Annotated in this window: 18 protein-coding genes; 5 read left to right on the top strand and 13 right to left on the bottom strand. The window is 69.0% G+C overall.

Annotated features, from left to right (window positions below):
• Nucleotide 1 precedes the first annotated feature (1 nt).
• From JOD27_RS27130 to JOD27_RS27095, 8 genes are all read right to left on the bottom strand, one after another.
• A complete protein-coding gene (locus tag JOD27_RS27130) occupies nucleotides 2-1,618 on the bottom strand; it encodes a VWA domain-containing protein (RefSeq protein WP_204765110.1) in 1,617 nt (538 codons plus the stop codon).
• Entirely contained in the window at nucleotides 1,615-2,967 is a 1,353-nt protein-coding gene (locus tag JOD27_RS27125) for a TadA family conjugal transfer-associated ATPase (protein ID WP_204765109.1), read from the bottom strand. The genes JOD27_RS27130 and JOD27_RS27125 overlap by 4 nt, the downstream gene beginning before the upstream one ends.
• A complete protein-coding gene (locus JOD27_RS27120) occupies nucleotides 2,964-4,127 on the bottom strand; it encodes a CpaE/TadZ family protein (protein ID WP_204765108.1) in 1,164 nt (387 codons plus the stop codon). The genes JOD27_RS27125 and JOD27_RS27120 overlap by 4 nt, the downstream gene beginning before the upstream one ends.
• Nucleotides 4,128-4,135: 8 nt before the next feature.
• A complete protein-coding gene (gene cpaB / locus JOD27_RS27115; RefSeq protein ID WP_204765107.1) occupies nucleotides 4,136-4,885 on the bottom strand; it encodes a Flp pilus assembly protein CpaB in 750 nt (249 codons plus the stop codon).
• 15 nt (nucleotides 4,886-4,900) lie between these two features.
• A complete protein-coding gene (locus tag JOD27_RS27110) occupies nucleotides 4,901-5,974 on the bottom strand; it encodes a TadE/TadG family type IV pilus assembly protein (protein ID WP_204765106.1) in 1,074 nt (357 codons plus the stop codon).
• Nucleotides 5,971-6,372, bottom strand: coding sequence for a TadE/TadG family type IV pilus assembly protein (locus tag JOD27_RS27105; protein ID WP_204765105.1), 402 nt, complete (start codon nucleotides 6,370-6,372; stop codon nucleotides 5,971-5,973). The genes JOD27_RS27110 and JOD27_RS27105 overlap by 4 nt, the downstream gene beginning before the upstream one ends.
• 65 nt (nucleotides 6,373-6,437) lie before the next feature.
• Nucleotides 6,438-6,593: a Flp family type IVb pilin gene (locus tag JOD27_RS27100; protein ID WP_204765104.1), complete on the bottom strand. Its 156-nt coding sequence runs from the start codon at nucleotides 6,591-6,593 to the stop codon at nucleotides 6,438-6,440.
• 2 nt (nucleotides 6,594-6,595) lie between these two features.
• The gene (locus tag JOD27_RS27095) at nucleotides 6,596-6,784 is read right to left on the bottom strand and encodes a Flp family type IVb pilin (protein WP_204765103.1); all 189 of its coding nucleotides are present in this window, start codon (nucleotides 6,782-6,784) and stop codon (nucleotides 6,596-6,598) included.
• Between the two features lie 204 nt (nucleotides 6,785-6,988).
• Between JOD27_RS27095 and JOD27_RS27090 the strand changes: the two genes are divergently transcribed.
• The 3 genes from JOD27_RS27090 (at nucleotide 6,989) to JOD27_RS27080 (ending at nucleotide 9,431) form a co-directional block, all read left to right on the top strand.
• Nucleotides 6,989-7,597 carry a prepilin peptidase gene (locus JOD27_RS27090; protein ID WP_204765102.1) on the top strand — a complete coding sequence of 203 codons (609 nt, stop codon included), beginning with the start codon at nucleotides 6,989-6,991 and terminating at the stop codon, nucleotides 7,595-7,597.
• A gap of 89 nt (nucleotides 7,598-7,686) precedes the next feature.
• Nucleotides 7,687-9,000: an O-antigen ligase family protein gene (locus JOD27_RS27085; protein ID WP_204765101.1), complete on the top strand. Its 1,314-nt coding sequence runs from the start codon at nucleotides 7,687-7,689 to the stop codon at nucleotides 8,998-9,000.
• On the top strand, nucleotides 8,997-9,431 hold the full coding sequence (locus JOD27_RS27080; RefSeq protein ID WP_204765100.1) for a hypothetical protein: 435 nt from the start codon (nucleotides 8,997-8,999) through the stop codon (nucleotides 9,429-9,431). Before JOD27_RS27085 ends, JOD27_RS27080 begins: the two co-directional genes overlap by 4 nt.
• Here the strand turns inward: JOD27_RS27080 and JOD27_RS27075 are convergent, their stop codons facing one another.
• From JOD27_RS27075 to JOD27_RS27065, 3 genes are read right to left on the bottom strand one after another with little or no spacing between them, the layout of a single operon-like run.
• Nucleotides 9,432-10,310, bottom strand: a complete 879-nt coding sequence (locus JOD27_RS27075; RefSeq protein WP_307830339.1) for an alpha/beta fold hydrolase — start codon at nucleotides 10,308-10,310, stop codon at nucleotides 9,432-9,434.
• Nucleotides 10,311-10,317: 7 nt separating this feature from the next.
• Nucleotides 10,318-11,661 carry an Rv3212 family protein gene (locus tag JOD27_RS27070; RefSeq protein WP_204765099.1) on the bottom strand — a complete coding sequence of 448 codons (1,344 nt, stop codon included), beginning with the start codon at nucleotides 11,659-11,661 and terminating at the stop codon, nucleotides 10,318-10,320.
• A gap of 4 nt (nucleotides 11,662-11,665) precedes the next feature.
• The gene (locus tag JOD27_RS27065) at nucleotides 11,666-13,294 is read right to left on the bottom strand and encodes a DEAD/DEAH box helicase (RefSeq protein ID WP_204765098.1); all 1,629 of its coding nucleotides are present in this window, start codon (nucleotides 13,292-13,294) and stop codon (nucleotides 11,666-11,668) included.
• A 185-nt stretch (nucleotides 13,295-13,479) separates the two neighbouring features.
• On the opposite strand from JOD27_RS27065, the gene JOD27_RS27060 reads away from it, so the two are divergent.
• Both JOD27_RS27060 and JOD27_RS27055 read left to right on the top strand, forming a co-directional pair.
• A complete protein-coding gene (locus tag JOD27_RS27060; RefSeq protein ID WP_189258764.1) occupies nucleotides 13,480-14,121 on the top strand; it encodes a ferritin-like fold-containing protein in 642 nt (213 codons plus the stop codon).
• Between the two features lie 43 nt (nucleotides 14,122-14,164).
• Complete coding sequence (locus tag JOD27_RS27055) at nucleotides 14,165-14,389, top strand: DUF3107 domain-containing protein (protein WP_204765097.1); 225 nt, start codon at nucleotides 14,165-14,167, stop codon at nucleotides 14,387-14,389.
• Nucleotides 14,390-14,453: 64 nt separating this feature from the next.
• Here JOD27_RS27055 and JOD27_RS27050 read toward each other — a convergent pair whose 3' ends face one another.
• Nucleotides 14,454-14,756 (bottom strand): DUF4873 domain-containing protein, encoded by a 303-nt coding sequence (locus JOD27_RS27050; protein WP_204765096.1) that lies wholly within the window; start codon nucleotides 14,754-14,756, stop codon nucleotides 14,454-14,456.
• Nucleotides 14,756-15,439: a TetR/AcrR family transcriptional regulator gene (locus JOD27_RS27045; RefSeq protein ID WP_204765095.1), complete on the bottom strand. Its 684-nt coding sequence runs from the start codon at nucleotides 15,437-15,439 to the stop codon at nucleotides 14,756-14,758. Before JOD27_RS27045 ends, JOD27_RS27050 begins: the two co-directional genes overlap by 1 nt.
• Nucleotides 15,440-15,445 lie beyond the last annotated feature (6 nt).

Below are 15,445 nucleotides of genomic sequence, written 5' to 3'. Positions count from 1 at the left end.
GTCACACCTCCACGCGCACGAGCTTGCGCATCCACAACGAGCCGAGCACGATCATCACGGCACCGAACGCGAGCATCACGATGCCGACCAACGTGGTGTGGAGCGGCCGCATGTACTCCGGTCGCGTCCAGAACAGGAACGCAGCCAGACCGATCGGCAGACTGACCAGAACGTAGGCGGACAGGCGGCCTTCCGCCGACAGCGCACGGACGTGCCGGCGGGTCTGGGACCGGTCGCGCATGGTGGCGACGGTGTTCATCAGCACCTCGGCGAGGTTGCCGCCGACCTGACGCTGGATGCGGATGGCCATCACCACCCACGCGAGGTCGGCGCTGCGCATCCGCTCGGCGACGCGGTCGAGGGCGTCCTCCAGCTCGGCGCCGATGCGAGTGGCGGCCAGCGCTCGGGAGAACTCGCTCGCGGCGGGTTGAGTGCCGTCACGCACGACGGCGTCGACCGCCTGGGCCAGTGAGAAACCGGAGCGCAGCGAACTGGCGACCAGCTGCAGTACGTCCGGGAGCTGGTCCGCGAACGCTGCACGGCGCTTCGAGGTCCGCGCCTTCACGACCAGCGCCGTCAGGAGCCAGCCGAGGAGCGCGCCCGCCGGCACCCCGATCCACCAGGTCGTCACCAAGGTCAGCAGGGCGGAGAGTCCGGCGGAGACGCAGACCCGCAGGAGGGTCCACTCGGCCGGGCTCGCCTTCATGCCGGCCAGGTCGAGCCGGTCGGCGAGACGGGCGGCGGCGGCGTCGCCCATCACGCGCTGGGTCAATCCGACTGCGGTCTGCGCTGCCTGACTTTCCTCCTGCACAACGGGTTCCTGCGCGCCGTAGTGCTCGAGGTGCTGCTCCAGCTTCCGACCGGCGGCGGAGCGCCGCGGCGTCAGCAGCATCATCACGACGACGAACACCACGAGGAACGTGCCGACGATCAGGACCCCGACTTCCCAGTTCAGACCGGGAGACGGCAGGGGCACGGCGACCGGCGCGGGTGCGGGTGCGGGCGTTGCGACAGGGGCCGGAGGCGGGGGAGCCGAAGAAGGTACTGCCAGAGCAGCGAAAGCGGAAGCCAGCGAGGCGGCGTCCGAGGCCGTCAGCAGACGTCCACCGGCCGCGGCGGCGATCCGGCGCAGAGCCTCGTCGCTGTACTGGAACCCGATCACGTCGGTCGGCACACCGGCGGCGGCGACGGCGGAGACCGCGGAGTCCAGAGTGGACCGGCTGACCGTGTCCTCGCCGTCGGACACAACGACCATCCGGCGCTCCGAAAAGCCCTGCAGAGCGGACAACCCGACCGGAACGGCGTCGAACAAGGACGTGTCACCCTTGGCCTGCACCCGGTCCAGCGCTCCGGTGAGGGCAGCCCGGTCAGCGGTGGGTGCCACCACGAGGGAAGGCTGGTTGGAGAACGTGACCAGACCGACCTGCACGTCTGCGGGCAGACTCGAAACGTAGGTCCCGATCGCCTTTCGCGCGACGGCGATCCGGTCCGGCGCCATCGAGCCACTGGTGTCGAGCAGCACGACCACCCCGCGAGATGGTGCGGCGACGGCGAAAGCGCTGAACGCGAACGTCAGCAGGGCACCGATGAGCAACCCGGCGAGAACCCGTCTCGTCATCGCGGACCACCTCCGAACAAATGTGGAGGAACGTCGATCCCGCGGTCCCGCAACTTTTCCACGAAGTGCGGTCGCAGCCCGGTCGACTGCAGCTGGCCCCGGAAGAACCCGCGTTCGTCGACACCGGCGTGGAAGTCGAAGTGGAAGATGTCCTGCAGCGTCACGATCTCGCCTTCCATCCCGATGACCTCGGTGATGTGAGTGACGCGCCGCGTGCCGTCCTTCAGCCTCGACTGGTGCACGATCAGGTCGATCGCGGACGCCATCTGCTCGCGGATCGCCCGCGCCGGCAGGTCGACGCCCGCCATCAGCACCATGGTCTCGAGGCGGGACAACGAGTCGCGCGGCGAGTTGGAGTGCACGGTGGTGATGGAACCGTCGTGGCCGGTGTTCATGGCCTGCAACATGTCCAGAGCCGCACCGTCGCGGACCTCACCGACGATGATCCGGTCGGGCCGCATGCGCAGCGCGTTGCGGACCAGGTCCCGCACGGCCACCTCGCCGCGTGACTCCACGTTCGGTGGCCGGGCTTCCAGACGCAGCACGTGATCTTGGCGTAGCTGGAGCTCTGCGGCATCCTCGATGGTGACGATGCGCTCGTCGGCCGGCACGAACGACGACAGCACGTTCAACGATGTCGTCTTGCCGGAGCCGGTGCCGCCACCGATCAGGATGTTCATCCGTCCGCGCACGCACGCCTCCAGCAGGTGCGCGGTCGCGGGTGTCAGCGTGCCGAAGCCGATCAGGTCGTCGACCGTGAACGGGTCGCTCGCGAACTTGCGGATCGTCAGCACGGAGCCGTCCAGCGCGATCGGCGGCACGACGGCGTTGACGCGGCTGCCGTCGGACAGGCGGGCGTCGACCATCGGCGACGCCTCGTCGACGCGGCGTCCGACCTTGGCGACGATCTTGTCGATGGTGCGGCGCAGGTGTGACTCGTCCGCGAACGCCACGGGAACCGGCTCCAGCCGTCCCCCACGTTCCACATAGACCTGGTCGAACCCGTTGACCATGATCTCGGAGATGCTCGGGTCGCGCAGGTAGGGCTCCAGCGGGCCGTGGCCGAGGATCTCGTCCAGGACTTCCAGGGCGATGCGGGCACGGTCGGCGTTGGTCAGCGGCGTCTCGTCGCGTTCCAGCACCGCCTGCAACGTCTGGCGCACACGGGTTTCCAGCTCGCGCTGGTCGAGGTGCGCGTCGTAGAGCTTGGGGCCGAGCACCTCCAGCAGGCCCGCGTGCACGCTGCGCTTCACCTCGGCGAACGGGTCCGCGGCATGCGCGTGCCTGCGCGGCTGCGGTGTCGGCGAGCCGGACTCCCGTTGCGCGGCAATGCGATTGGCCAGGCTCATCGGAACCACCTCTTCGACTTGGCCGCGACGACCGCTGGCTCGGCGAGCACGTGTTCGCGGGCGAATCGCGAGATGGCCTCACTGACCGGGTGTCTGGGCAGATCGAGGACGATCGGGTTGCCCTTGTTCACCGAGATCGGCACATCTCTGCTGGACGGCACGTGCGCGCGGATGTCGCTGCGCACAACGCGTTGGATGTCGTCCATCGTCAGACCGACCTTCGCGTCGGACCGGTTCAGCACGATCGACCGGATGTCGTGCGCGTAGGACAGCAGATCGAGCATGTCCAGCGTCACGCGCAAGTTCTTCAGCGCCGGCACGTCCGGCGTGGTCAGCAGGACGTGGTGGTGCGAGGCGTCCATCGCCGCCAGCACGTGCTCACTGAACGCGGACGGTGTGTCGACCACGACGTAGTCGAACATCGTCGGCAGCACGTCCAGCAGCTCGCTGACCAGCGACGCGGGAACTCGTTCCGCGTCACCGGGTTCAACCGGCGCGAGCAGCGCGCTCAGCCCCGGCCGGCACGCCGTGAGCAGCGACGACGCGCCCGCGGCGTCGACGTGCCCGAGCATCCCGAGCCCGTGCACGATCGTGCGGACCGGCTCGGCCCGCAGGCAGATCCCGACATCACCGAACGCGAGGTCGAGGTCCACCAGACACACCGACCGCTCGCCACCGGCCGCGAGCATCGCGGCGAGGTTCACCGCGAGCGTCGTCTTGCCGCACCCGCCCTTGGCGGAGAACACGGTGATCACCTGGCCGTGCCTGCGCTCGCCGGTGCCGGGCTGCGGTATCCCGGTCACCTGCGCGGACAACGCCCGTGATCGAGCGCAGGCATCGGCCAGGGACGAGAGGTCGTCCCGCGCGACGACCTCACGAACACCCGCGCGGAGTGCCTGCGTCAGCGTGCCGATTTCGAGCACTTCGCGCTGCAGAACCACACCGACCGCAGGACGTTCGAACCGCAACGCCTCGGCGAAAGTGAGTGCCTCGTCCAGATCGACGGCCGCTCCGATGACGACGAGCAGCTCGGCGGGGTCCGCGGCGAGCAGCCGGTCGGCTTCTGCGAGCGTCGCGGCGGTGATGACGTTGCTGCCGACGACGCCGACGGCGGGGGAGAGCTGTCCGGCACGGGTGGCCGGATCACACAGGATCGTCATGGCGCGCCTCAGTTTCCGAACAGGGAGCGGTTGTCGACGCCGTTGCCCGGCGCGACCTCGGACTTGCCGCCGAGCAGCGCGAAGTAGAGCGTTCCGGTCTGCTGGCCGTGGATGAGCTTCTCCGCGTCCGCCTGCTTCACCGCGACCGTGACGATCGCCTTGCCGACGTCGCCGTTCTCGGAGGCCTTCTTCTCGTCGACGACGGAGAGCACCTCGAGGCCGGAGAGCAGCAGGCGGGTGGACTGGTTGTGTTCGTAGGTCTTGGAAAGACCGTCACCGGACGGGGTGTTGCCCTTGCCGTCCAGCACGGTGAACGTGTCGAAGACCGCGACCTTCGAGCCCTTCTGGATGAGCCCGCCGGCGCGTTGCCAGGCCTCGGTCGGCACGGTCACCGCGATCATCCCATCAGGGATGGAGATGCCCTTGGAGAGCGAGGCTTCCTCGGTGAACAACGCCTTGGTGACCAGCTGGCCCTCGGCGACCTCCGACGAGGTGACGAGTTTATCGATCGAGGAGTCCACTTCGGACATGAAGTTCTCCGGAACGCTGCTCTTGGGCATCTGCTGTTGTTCCACCAGGTCTTTCAACGACTTTGCGTTGGTGCCGGCCGGGATGCGTTCCTTGGCGACGAGCACGGTGACGGCCTGCTGTCCCGCGATCGCACGCGTGTCGGCGCTACGGACGTAAAGGAACACCCCGGCGCTGCCGCAGACGGCCAGCAACACCGCCAGGATGATGATCAATGCGCGGTTCTTCATGACTACTCCTGGGTTTCAGCCGGTGAGCTGGACGATGCGGGCACCGAGATCGGGGCCGCCGATGGTGCCGGTGGAGGGGATGAGGCCCTGGACGAAGTAGCCGGCAATGCACTTGTCCGAGCCAGTGCATTCGTTCTTGCCGGTCAGCCAGTCCTTCTGCGACGCGCCGGGGAGCCAGTACCCGGTGATCACGAAGCCGGCGAAGCCCGAGAGCGTGTAGGTGCCACCGGTGCCAGTGCCGGCCACGTTGGTGTAGATGGGCAGCCAGACCGGCGTGCGTGAGGACCACGAAGCCTGGAGCGCGGTCTTGCAGTCCTTGCCGGCCGAGGCACCGGTGTCAGAGCTGTAGGTGTTGTTGTTGATCAGCACGGAACAGTCGTTGTCGGCCTCGTCGACCCAGCCGAACTCACCGGGACCGTCAGATCCGGATGGGCCGCCGGGGCAGCCCGTGCCGCTGGTCGTGTGCAGCTTGAGCACCCGATGTGCGGACAACGGCGGCGTGGTGGGAGGTGTCGGGCCGAACACCGTGCCGCCCGAGGTCGCTGTCGACCACTCGCACCACGAGATCGTGAGCGCGATCGTGGTCGCGGTCTTCGGCGGGCCCCACGCGGCGCGAGAGCAGGCCTTGACTTGCGTGCCGTCGTAGGAACCGTTGCCCGCCAACGTTCGAGCGAACCACGGTGGGAGCAGCGTGCCGCCACCCGAGGTCTGCGTCGAGGTGTGCACGTCCACGTACTTGGTGCCCGAAGCCGGTTTGGCCGGGCAGTCGGTGATCGCGCCGGTCGAGGCACTGCAGGACGACAGGACACCGAAGCCGTCGGACCCGCACACCTTGTCTACAGCGGACACGTCGTCCTTGGCGTTGTTGTTGGCGTAGGGGTTCGCCCCGTTCGGCAGACAGGTCGACTTGCCCTTGGCGCAGCCCTGGGCGACGGCGAGCGCACCCGCGTCGGCGCCGTTCTGCAGCTCGGCCCGCTCCTGGTAGATGCTGCCGACGTCGATGACGATCGCGCCCATGCCGAGCAGCACGCCGAAGCCCAGCAGGATGGCGATCAGCACGCCGAGCGCGCCGCGGTCGTCAGTTCTCATCCTTCGCACGGCATGACTCCCTTGGCGCTCAAGGTGATCGGGGAACCGTAGCCACCGCCGCCGAACATCCCGGCGAGGTCGCCGATCGGTGTGACGAAGGTGAAGGTGTAGGTGGCCTGAACCTGGGCGTCGGAGCCCGGTGTGGGCGTCGAGGGGCAGGCGGTGACCGCGACTCCGACGCCCGACAGCCCGGTGGCCGCGGTCTGTGTTCGTCCGGCGGGGTCGGGCTGTTTCAACGCGGCGACGCGGACGCCTTCACGTGCCGCCTGGGTGAGAGTGACCTGGGCGTTCAGCGCGCGCCCGAAGTCGATGATGCCCATCACCAGTAGCAGGAGAATCGGCATCAGCAAAGCGACTTCGACAGCGGTCGCGCCGCGATCGCGAGCCTTGTTCGTCATGACCGCTCCGAAGAAAATGCGCGGCCGGCGGGAAGGGATCGCCGGCCGCGCGGGACAGGAGACTTTCAGACATTGAGCAGGTCGGCGATGATCGTGAACATCGCTTCCATGTTCTCGCCGACCGCGGTGATGGCCACCATTGCGGCGACCGCGATCAGCGCCAGCATCAGGCCGTACTCGACGGCCGTGGCGCCGCGGTCTGGACCACGCCGACGCTTCATCGCTAGAGGGCGCCGGCGATCGTGTTGAACAGATCGTTGAGGTTGACGCCGACGGCGGTGACGGCGCCGATGATCACGATGGCGATGAGGGCGACCATCAGGCCGTACTCGACCGCTGTGGCGCCGCGATCGTCTTCGCGGTTCACGGTGCGGGTGAGGAACGTCTGCGCGTAGCTGAGGAAGGTGAGCATTGCGGTCTCCTGAGGGAGGAGTGGTTTTCGGGACGGCGCAAACTCTGCGTGATGGCGGATGGTGTTCGGTATCGGACGAAAAGGTGTAACGGAAGTGCACTTCGGGGGACATGTCGGTCGATCGGGGGACACGCTGTCGACCCCTCGGCCAGACTTGCCGTCGTCACGTTCCGTTGCTTCGGCGACCGATCTACCGTCGACCGCATGACTGTTCTCTGGGCCGTGGGCGGCGCTGTCGGCGGACTCGCCTCCGGTGTCGCGCTGCGCGACCTGGTCAACCGGTTCACGCGCACCGGCATCGCGTTGCCGCTGGTGTCGGCCGCCGTGCTGGCCCTGCTCGCGATCAAGTTCGCCGGCTCGGTCGAGGTCCTCGCGTTCGCGTGCCTCGGCGCGGTCGGGGTCGCGCTGGCGTTCATCGACACGGCCGTGCGACGGCTGCCAGACGTGCTGACGCTGCCCGCGTACCCCGTGGTGCTGATCCTGCTGACCGTGGCGGCTCTGACCGGCGGCACGGTCGGCGCGCTCGGCCGCGCGGTGCTCGGCGGGCTGCTGCTCGCGTTCGTCTACCGCGTGCTCGAGTTCGTCAACCCGGCGGGCATGGGCTACGGCGACGTGAAGCTGTCCGGTGTGATCGGCCTGGCGCTGGCCTGGCTCGGGTGGCCGGTGCTGCTCCTCGGTGCCGCACTGGCGTTCATCCTGTCGGCCGTCGTGTCGCTGGTCCTGTTGCTCCTGCGCAAGGTCACGCTCAAGAGCACGCTGCCGTTCGGGCCGTTCATGTTGCTCGGAGCGTTCACCGCGGTGTTGCTCAGCTGACGCGATTCGGGCTTCCGCCGCGGTCCCTCGCGCCCTAGAGTGTGCTCTCAATCCGCTTGGGGAGGCGGGTTTCGAAAGCTGGGGGCCCTATGACCGCGGGGAATGTGGTTGACGCGCGCCGGGATTCGGTCGCGTTGCCGATGCCGAGCCTGTTCCTTCTCGCCGCCTTCGCGGCGGCCGTCGTCGCGCAGGGCGGGTACTACCTGCCAGGCAGGGTGATGTCGGGGTTGCTGGTCGGCGTGGCCGTCGTGCTGGCGCGTCCCCGGCCGAACCTCGTTGCGGCACTGGGGGGAACGCTCGCGTTGTGGGCGCTGGTGCGCGGACTGCTCGAAGGCAACTTGCTGTCGGCGTTGCCGACGGTGGGAGCGGCCGGTGTGTTCGTGGCAGCGGTTCTCGTTGCGGCACAGGCTGATCAGGAGCAACGTGAGCTGCTCGCCACCGTCGTCGCAGGCGTCGGGGCGCTGGTCGCCTTCAGTGGCTGGGTCGCCGTGGTGTTCCGGATCCAGGCCTGGACGACGGTCGCGGAAGGGCTCCTGCGGGCCGCGTCCACGTTGACCTACCCGAACGCCGCCGCTGCTGTGATGGCCGTTGCCGCGGTGTTGTCGCTCGTCATGAAGCGCACGCAGCTCACCTCGGTGATGACTTTCCTGCTGTGCACCGGAATCGGCGCCACGATGAGCCGGGCCGGGTTGATCGCGCTGGCGGCGGGGCTGCTGGTGCTCTGCGTGTTCTGGGGCGCGAAGAAGACCGTCGTGGCGATCACGCCGTCGCTGCTCGGGGCTGTGGTCGCGGTCGGCGCGCTGCTGCCGACGATGCGGGTGGACGACGAGCCGCGGCCGTTGCTCGCGGTGGCGGGACTGGTAGCGGGAGCGTTGGCAGCGCTGGGTTTGCCGAGGCTGGGCCGGTTCGTGCTCCCGGTCGCGCTGCTGCTCGTCGCCGGTGGCGCGGTGGCGGCGTTCGGGTTCTCCGGCCGGTTGGCCACGCGGATCTCGTTCAGCTCACCCGACCGCACCGACGCCACCGGTGCGGCGCTGGAGCTGGTGTCCCGCTCGCCGCTGCTCGGCGCCGGACCAGGAAATGCATCTTTCTTCTTCGACCGGGGCAACGAAGGCGCCCGTGTGATGCGTTACGTGCACAACGAGTACCTCCAGGTGCTCGTCGAGCTGGGGGCCGTCGGACTGCTGCTGGCGCTGGGGGTGGTGGCGGCCGTGCTGATCGCCATGTGGCGAGGGCGCGGGACCCCGTTGTGGGCAGGGGCGATGGCGGCTGTCGTCGTCGTGCTGGTGCACAGCGGTTTCGACTTCCTCTGGCACCTGCCCGTCGTGCTCGTCGTCGCCGGTCTCTGCGCCGGTCTGGGATTTCCGTCCACAAGGGACGGAGTGGTTGAGGGGGTACGAGCATGATGAAGTTCTCCGGCGGCAAGACGCTGGCGGTCGCCGCCGTCGCGGGTGGCGCGCTTCTCGCGTCCATCGCGCCGGGTATGGCGGCCGTGAGCGCGGACTCGCCTTCGCTGGCGCTGATCAGAGTCGAGCCGGACGCGAAGATCAAGACCTGGGGCGCGGCGATCGAGGTGCAGGTCACCTACGCTTGCCCGCGGACCTCGTTGCCGTCGACGGGCTACGTGTACGTGAACGTCACCCAGAACGTGTTCGGCCGCATCGCTTCAGGCAACGCTTCCAAGACCGTCAACTGCACCGGCGGGTTCGAGACCACCACGGTCACCGTCGCCGCGCAGAACCTGGCCTTCTGGCCGGGCAAGGCGTTCGCGAAGGCCGACGTGAGCGCCTACCCGCACGCCGCGACCGACGAGCGGGAGATCAAGCTCTCGTACTGATCAGGACGTCAGCCAGGCCCGCCACGTCGGCAGCAGCGTGGCGATGAGCTCGTGTGGTGCCTCGGTGTTCGGCGAGTGCATCACGCCGGGCAGCACCGCGAAGTCGGCGTCCAGCCGCTCAGCCATGTCGCGCTGGGCGGCTGGGCTCCACGCGTCGTCCGCGTCGCCGCACACCACCAGGGCCGGGATGCCCGACGACCGCAGTGCACGGGCCAGCTTCGCGACCTGGTCCGGTTCGTAGCGCAGGCCGTTGCCCATGCCGAGCAACGCGGCGGCGGGCGACTTGAGGAACCTGGTGCGGTAGAAGTCCTTCAGCTCCTGCGGCAGCGCGGCCCACGCCGGGTTCTGCGACGACCGCAGCTCGTTCAGCTTCTGGGTGCCCTCGACGCCCTGTTCGTTCAGCATGTGCTCGCCGACCTCGAGCACCGTGCGGCGCTCACCGGCCGGCAGTTCGGACGGGCCGGACGACATCAGCGTGAGACCGGCGATGGGCGCACCCGCGAACACCGCGGCCCTGGCCACGAGGCCTCCGTAGGAGTGGCCGAGCAGTAGCACGCGGCGGCCGTCGGCGGCGATCTTCTCGATCAGCTCGGCGACCACCGACCCCAGCGGGCCGGGGCGGTAGAGCGCCTCGTCGTCCGGGCCCGGCGAGTCCTGCTGGCCCGGCAGGTCGATCGCAAGCACCTCGAAACCGGCGTCCGCGATCGGGTCGATCATCGGCGCGAAGTCCTCTTTGGAGCCCGTGTAGCCCGGCACGAGCAGCGCCGTCGTGCGCAACGCGTCGTCGCCCATCGCGGGCGCGCGCAGCGCCGCGATCGTGCCGTAGCGGCCCGGCAGGTCGACACGTTGTGCCCGGTGGGGGCTGATCTGCGAGTACACGAGGGAACTATCGCAGCGCGACCAGGGTTTCGCCACGCTGCTCGAGCACGACGGGACCGGCTGTGGCGAGTTGCACAGGGCCGGTGTAACCGTCGCGGTTCACCCGGATCGTGCCCACGACCTCGCCCGTGGCCTGCTCGAACACCTTCAGGCCGTCCTTCACCGGGATGATCGCGCGGCCCGCGAGCGTCGTGCCGGCACCGACCGTGCCCTCCGCCGTCCACAGTGGAGTGAGCGTGTCGTGCGAGAGGGCCATCGTCCTGGAACCGGTGAACCAGAAGACGTTCGTCTTGGTGGCGAACACGCGGGTCACGTGGTTCGGCGGGTCGGTGAAGTCCACCGCCGGCACGTCGATCGGGGTCTCGGTGATCTGGTTGCCGGTCTCGGCGTCGAACACGACGAGGCGGCTCGGGTTCGGCATCGCCACCGCGACGAGCTTCTCCGTCACCGCCACGACCTGCGCGTTCTTGCCGCCGGCCAGGACACTCGCGAACACCTTCGGCTCGTCGGACTTGTCGGGGTTCGGCTTGAGCACCGACACCCGGTCGGTGCCGTCGTCCGGGCAGCGCTCGATCATCGCGAACCTGCCGGACGTCACGGTCACCGAGCCGTACGTGCAGCCGACCCGCGGCTGCTTGTTCGGGTTCACGATCGCGCGCAGGCTGCCGTACTCGAGCGACTTCACCAGGTCGTCGCGGCGGTAGACCTCCACGTACTTCGACCCGGTGGTGATCAGGTGCGAGCCCTCGTTGAGCAGGGCCGTGCCCGGTTCCGCGTCTCCGTTGCGCTGCGCCCGCCGCTCACCGGTGACGCCGTCGAGCGAGGTGAGCTCGGAGCAGTTGGTGCCTTTGGAGTACAGGGCCATCGCGCGGGCCCACGCCGTGCTCACCGTGCACAGCGGCAGGTCGCGCTTGTAGGTCCACCGCACGTCACCGCTCAGCGGGTCGCGGCCGTTGACCTCGCCGCCGTCGCCGGTGACGACGGTCGACGGCTTCTCCTCGCCCGTGTCCTTCGACGGGGTCTGCACGACGACTGGCCACTGCGTGGCGCCGCTCTTCGCGCGCCACACCTCGGCGAGCGTCGGTGGCAGCGCCGCGGCCTCGGGCAGCGGCTCCCACGACGAAGGCCCCGTGATCGACGTGGTGCCACGCGCATCGCTGAACGCCCAGGTCAGCACTGCCGCGACGACCGAGACCACGGCGATCAGCGCGACCGCGACGAAGTCGGCGCGGGTGCGCCACGACCGGGCGGGCGGACGTTTCCCGACGAGCTCGGGCTCAGTTTCCGGCTGGTGCGCGGGCTCGTCGAGGACGTCCTCGATGTCGGTGACGTCGGAACCGGGGGACGACATGTGATCAGTCTGCCGAAGGAGCGGCCTGTTCGGCAGAGGAACGGCGACGACGACGCCTGCGCGGCTTGTCCGACGCGGGCTTGTCGGCCGCTTCCGGAGCAGTCGGTTCCGCCTGCTGGCCCTCCACCGGCACACCGGCGCGGCTGCGCGTACGGCTGCGGGTGCGCTTCGGCCTGGTCTCCTCGCTCGCCTCGGGTGCGGCCTGGTCCGCGCCACTCTTGGAGCCGCCGCGACGACGACGCTTGCGCTTGCCGTTGTCGAGCTTCTCCTCCTCCTCGGCGTCCAGACCGGCGCGGGTGCGGTGGCTGAGCGGCAGCCTGCCCGTGGAACCGGACGGGATGCCCAGGTCCTCGAACAGGTGATCGGAGGTGGAGTAGGTCTCCACGGGCTCGTCGATGCCCAGGTTGAGCAGCTCGTTGACGGACTTCCAGCGCGTCGTCTCGTCCCAGTCGACGAACGTGACGGCGACACCCTCGCGCCCGGCACGGCCCGTGCGGCCGATGCGGTGCACGTAGGTCTTCTCGTCCTCGGGGCACTGGTAGTTGATGACGTGCGTCACGTCGTCGATGTCGATGCCGCGCGCCGCCACGTCCGTGGCGACCAGCACGTCGACCTTGCCGTTGCGGAACGCCCGCAGCGCCTTCTCCCGCGCGCCCTGGCCCAGGTCACCGTGCACGGCGGCCGCGGCGAACCCGCGTTCGGTCAGGTCGTCCGCGACCTTCTGCGCGGTCCGCTTGGTGCGCGCGAAGATCATCGACAGGCCGCGGTCACGCGCCTGCAGCACGCGGGCCAGCATCTCCGGCTTGTCGAGCGAGTGCGCCCGGTAGACGAACTGCTTGGTGCGCTCGTGCGTGGCGCCGGCGTCGTTCTCCTCGGCGCGGATGTGCGTCGGCTGCTTCAGGAACGTGCGGGCCAGCGTGATGATCGGGCCCGGCATGGTCGCGGAGAACAGCATGGTCTGCCGCTGGTCGGGGACCATCGTGAGGATGCGCTCGATGTCGGGCAGGAAGCCCAGGTCGAGCATCTCGTCGGCCTCGTCGAGCACCAGCATGCGGACCTTGCCGAGCACCAGGTGGCGCTGTTCGGCCAGGTCGAGCAGGCGGCCGGGCGTGCCGATCACGACGTCGACGCCCTTGCGCAGCTGCGCGATCTGCCGCTCGTAGGGGATGCCGCCGTAGATGGCGGCGACCTTCACACCGAGGTGCTTCGACGCGTCGGTGAGGTCGTGGGTTACCTGGAGACACAGCTCACGGGTGGGGACGACCACAAGTGCCTGCGGGGTGCCGTCGCCGGGCGTGTCGAGGCGGTGCAGCAGCGGCACGCCGAACCCGAGGGTCTTGCCGGTGCCGGTGCGCGCCTGGCCGATGACGTCGTCACCGGCGAGAGCGATGGGGAGCGTCAGCTCCTGGATGGCGAACGCGCGTTCGATGCCCGCTTCGCCGAGCGCCTTGACGATCTCGTTGCGGACTCCCAGCTCGGCGAACGTGGGGGAGTCGGTGCGCACCGGGGCGTTGGCCTGCAGCGGGTGCGACGTGTCTTCTTCGGGAACGCCGGCCTCGCTGTGCTCCAGCGCTACCGGGTCCAGATGTGCTTCTACTTCAGCGGTCAGGGTGATCAGCCTCTCTCGTACCAAGCGCGTACGAGCCCTGGCCGGGCCTCTCGACCGCGCTTGAGAATCAGCTGCGGGAAAGGTGTACGCGCACCATTCGTGCGCCTGCCCAAATTCATGGGACACGGCGGTTCGTCACACTCGTCACGCCGGGCGTCTCAGGCCCATTCTACCTGGCGAGACCCCGTTGACCACTAGAGTTCGTTTTCATGGGTGTTGCGGAGGGTGTTGTCGATCTTCTCGGTGCGCTCGCATATGGCGAGCTCTCGGCCTTCGACCGGATGACGGAGGACTCGCGCTCGGCGCCGACATTGGCGGGACGCGCGGCGTTGGCGCAGATGGCCGCCGCGGAGATCGGTCACTTCACGCTGTTGCAGAAGTACCTGGCCGCGGAGGGTGTCGCCGTCGAGGACGCGATGGCGCCGTTCGTGAAGGGCTTCGACGCGTTCCACGAGTCGACCAGCCCGAAGTCGTGGCTCGAGTCGCTGGTGAAGGCCTACGTGGGCGACGGCCTCGCCGCCGACTTCTACCGCGAGGTCGCGGAGTGGCTCGACGAGCCCACCCGCGAGCTGGTGCTCGCCGTGCTCGCCGACACGGGTCACTCGGCGTTCGCTGAGCGCGAAGTCCTGGCCGCCGTGGAGTCGGATCCGCGGGTCCGCGACCGGCTCGCGCTGTGGGGCCGCCGGCTGCTCGGCGAGGCGTTGACGCAGGCCCAGTACGTGGTGGCGGAGCGGGACGGCCTGTCGGAGCTGATCGTGCGGGGCTCTGGCGACCTCGCCGGGATCGGTCAGTTGTTCCGCCGGCTCCAGCAGTCGCACGCGCGGCGCATGACGCAGCTGGGCCTCGGCTAGGTAGGCTCGCTCTCAGATTTTCTCTTTGAGCACGGAGGTCAGCGTGGAGATCAGGATCGGCGTCGCGGACAGCCCGCGGGAACTCACTGTGACCAGTGATCTGACCCCGGCTGAGGTCGAGGCGCAGGTCGCCGACGCGGTGTCCGGCAAGTCCGCCGTGCTGACGCTGGTGGACGCCAAGGGTGGGCGGTTCGTCGTGCCCGCCGGCCGCGTCGCGTACGTGGAGATCGGCCCGCAGGACTCGCGCAAGGTCGGTTTCGGCGCCTGAAGCTTTGAACGATGAAAGGGAACCTTCCTCCACCTGGTGGAGGAAGGTTCCCTTTCATCGTTTGCTAGGCGGGTTCGGTGATCTTGTAGGGCGGGGTCGAGATGCCGCCGACGCGGTAGCGGCCCCACGGGTCGGGGTCGGTCAGGGTGCCCTCGGCCTGGCCGGTGGGGGTGCGCAGGAGTGCGGTGCGGGCGCCGGCTTCGACGCGGGTCGTGACCTCGTCGTTCTGCTTGATCCGGCCGTACCAGTGGTAGCGGCCGTCGATCGGCTGGAAGTAGCCGCGCAGTTCGACCTCGACCGCCACCTCGTCGGTGCCGAAGACGAGGGTGGCTTCGCCGGTGTAACCCTCTTCGTCGTGCTCGCTCATCAGTCCACCAATCGGAGTGGGGTGAGTGGCTTCGCAGGGTCCGCCTGGACGCCCGCCGACCGCAGCAGCCCGTCGACGGCGTGCCAGATGATCGTGGCGAGGTAGTCGCTGAGGTTCGCGCGGGACATGGTCTGGCGGTCGAGCCACCAGTCGCCCGCGTTCTGCACCATGCCGACGAGCGCGTGCGCCCACGGCTCGGCGCCGCCGGAGTCCATCTCGAATGCGCGCAGGTAGTCGCCGAGGATGCGGGCGAGCGCGCTCGCGATGAGGTTCTTGTCCTCCTGCACGACGTCCTTCTCGACCGGACGGTCCACAAAGGACCCCTTCACCACGAACCGGTAGAGGTTCGGGTTGTCCTCGATGACGGACAAGTACGCGTCCACGATCCGTTCGATGCGGTCGCGGATCGGGCCGTCGGCGGCGAGCGCGGGACCCATCCGTTCCATCAGCATCTCGGTGGCCTTCTGGCCCACCGCCAGGTACAGGTCGGACTTGTCGGTGAAGTGCCGGTAGAGCACGGGCTTGCTGACGCCCGCCTCCGCGGCGACGTCCTCCATGCCGACGTCCGGCCCCTTCCTGGCCACCGCGGCGATCGTGGCCTCCACGAACTCCGCCCTGCGCTGCTCGCGATGCCCCTTCCAGCGTTCGCGTCGCGCGTCCGGCCCCTTGACAGTGCGTGCCATGTGACG

The sequence above is a fragment of the Lentzea nigeriaca genome (genome assembly GCF_016907955.1).
GTDB classification, from domain to species: Bacteria; Actinomycetota; Actinomycetes; order Mycobacteriales; family Pseudonocardiaceae; genus Lentzea; species Lentzea nigeriaca.
The sequence above is the reverse complement of the archived record's forward strand: the minus strand, read 5'-3'. Positions and strand labels throughout refer to the sequence as shown.

Bases quoted from the DNA above. Each gene is read 5' to 3' on its own strand.
- JOD27_RS27095 (WP_204765103.1), bottom strand. From the start codon at position 6,784: ATGCTCACCTTCCTCAGCTACGCGCAGACGTTCCTCACCCGCACCGTG.
- JOD27_RS27070 (WP_204765099.1), bottom strand. From the start codon at position 11,661: ATGTCGTCCCCCGGTTCCGACGTCACCGACATCGAGGACGTCCTCGAC.
- JOD27_RS27120 (WP_204765108.1), bottom strand. From the start codon at position 4,127: ATGACGATCCTGTGTGATCCGGCCACCCGTGCCGGACAGCTCTCCCCC.
- JOD27_RS27130 (WP_204765110.1), bottom strand. From the start codon at position 1,618: ATGACGAGACGGGTTCTCGCCGGGTTGCTCATCGGTGCCCTGCTGACG.
- JOD27_RS27110 (WP_204765106.1), bottom strand. From the start codon at position 5,974: ATGAGAACTGACGACCGCGGCGCGCTCGGCGTGCTGATCGCCATCCTG.
- JOD27_RS27100 (WP_204765104.1), bottom strand. From the start codon at position 6,593: ATGAAGCGTCGGCGTGGTCCAGACCGCGGCGCCACGGCCGTCGAGTAC.
- JOD27_RS27060 (WP_189258764.1), top strand. From the start codon at position 13,480: ATGGGTGTTGCGGAGGGTGTTGTCGATCTTCTCGGTGCGCTCGCATAT.
- JOD27_RS27080 (WP_204765100.1), top strand. From the start codon at position 8,997: ATGATGAAGTTCTCCGGCGGCAAGACGCTGGCGGTCGCCGCCGTCGCG.
- JOD27_RS27090 (WP_204765102.1), top strand. From the start codon at position 6,989: ATGACTGTTCTCTGGGCCGTGGGCGGCGCTGTCGGCGGACTCGCCTCC.
- JOD27_RS27085 (WP_204765101.1), top strand. From the start codon at position 7,687: ATGACCGCGGGGAATGTGGTTGACGCGCGCCGGGATTCGGTCGCGTTG.
- JOD27_RS27050 (WP_204765096.1), bottom strand. From the start codon at position 14,756: ATGAGCGAGCACGACGAAGAGGGTTACACCGGCGAAGCCACCCTCGTC.
- JOD27_RS27105 (WP_204765105.1), bottom strand. From the start codon at position 6,372: ATGACGAACAAGGCTCGCGATCGCGGCGCGACCGCTGTCGAAGTCGCT.
- cpaB (WP_204765107.1), bottom strand. From the start codon at position 4,885: ATGAAGAACCGCGCATTGATCATCATCCTGGCGGTGTTGCTGGCCGTC.
- JOD27_RS27045 (WP_204765095.1), bottom strand. From the start codon at position 15,439: ATGGCACGCACTGTCAAGGGGCCGGACGCGCGACGCGAACGCTGGAAG.
- JOD27_RS27125 (WP_204765109.1), bottom strand. From the start codon at position 2,967: ATGAGCCTGGCCAATCGCATTGCCGCGCAACGGGAGTCCGGCTCGCCG.